Source organism: Protofrankia sp. Cas8 (assembly GCF_963555845.1).
Taxonomy (GTDB): domain Bacteria; phylum Actinomycetota; class Actinomycetes; order Frankiales; family Frankiaceae; genus Protofrankia.
This window is the reverse complement of sequence record NZ_CAUVXI010000110.1, coordinates 9,524-10,853: the sequence shown is the minus strand read 5'-3', so window position 1 is coordinate 10,853 and position 1,330 is coordinate 9,524. Positions and strand designations below refer to the sequence as shown.

Here is a 1,330-nt window from a genome sequence, read left to right as displayed (position 1 = left end):
CTGTCGTTTCAGATGTTCGGTCGGGGCCACCACGGTGATCGCGCGCACCACGCCGTCGCGCAGAAGGTCTGAGGCGACCCGCAGCGCGAAGGTCGTCTTGCCGGCCCCGGGCGTCGCGACCGCCAGGAAGTCGCGCGCGCCGGCACCCGTCCTGGCCTGGTATGCCGCGAGGGCGGCCCGCTGCCACGTTCGTAGCGGATGGCCACCAGACGATACCGGTGGGGTGCTGGGTTGGGGGCCGGCGCTCACAGAGTGAGACTCTAAGCGGTCACCGAGGGCACCCGGGCACGGTCACCGCGAGCGGCCGGCATCACATGATCGATACTTGCGCCCGCAGCCACCGGTAAACCGGTCCCGATATCACCTGATGTACCGGCTTCCACACAAATACCTACTTATAGTACCGATCACAGCTGGCAAGTCATGGACACAATGGACCGAACGCTTCTCGCCACCGCCCCTTGACATTTCCAGCGGCGCTCGGTGGTGGTCAGTGGTGACGCGTTGACGGCCTCCAGTGAAATCACGGGGAAAGGCGTCCGAACCAAACGGCGGCCAGAACCGAACTGTCCGAGCCCTTGTCCGGACGGCCGGGTGGGTGCAAGTCGAATGTCCAGGACGACGGGATACGCTGCCTTTGTCGAGCACACCATCTGGGGGAGACGGAAGATGACAGCGCCAGCCAGGGCGGTTTCGCCCGCCGTATCGAATCCCCCGGAACGCATCCCCAACACCCGGTTGCGAACCTGTCGCGAGGAGAGAAGCTGGTCGCAGGAACGACTCGCGACCGAGCTGCGACGCTTCGCCGTCATCCACGAAGGACGCGAGGCAGGCGTCACCGGCAATATGGTCTGCAAGTGGGAGAAGGGCGACAAGAAGCCCAGCCTTCGTTACCAACGGCTGCTGCGCGCGCTATTCCACCGGAGTTCCGGGGAACTCGGCTTCATCGACGACGAAACGATGACCCGGGTCCGCACCGATCCGGAGGCGGGCCGCGATCCGGGACAGCCCCAAACGAGCGTGGAGCGGCGCTCCTTCTTACGGATGGTCGCGGCAGCCGGGGGCGTCGCGGTCGCACCGGTCACCTTCGACACCGAGCCCTGGGATCGGCTTTCCGCGGCCCTTCGGCAGCAGGCCGTGGTCACCCCGTCGATTGTCGATGATTTGTCCGCGCGCACGGCGGGTCTGTTCGGATTGGAGGAACGGGTCCCGGCCCGGGCCCTCATGGACAAGGTGACCACGCATCTGGTGACGCTGAGCCGGCTGCTGGAGACCTCACCACGGTCGGCGGTACGCCGTGACCTGGCCGCCACTGCCGGCGAGGCCGCGG

General features: G+C 66.6%; 2 protein-coding genes. One reads left to right on the top strand and one right to left on the bottom strand.

Annotated elements, in window-relative coordinates; genetic code table 11:
- On the bottom strand, nucleotides 1-249 hold a 249-nt coding region (locus tag U9977_RS16195; RefSeq protein ID WP_322750100.1), incomplete at its 3' end, for a DEAD/DEAH box helicase family protein.
- Nucleotides 250-669: 420 nt separating this feature from the next.
- Between U9977_RS16195 and U9977_RS16190 the strand changes: the two genes are divergently transcribed.
- Nucleotides 670-1,330 (top strand): helix-turn-helix transcriptional regulator (locus tag U9977_RS16190; protein ID WP_322750099.1); only part of this gene is annotated, 661 nt, incomplete at its 3' end.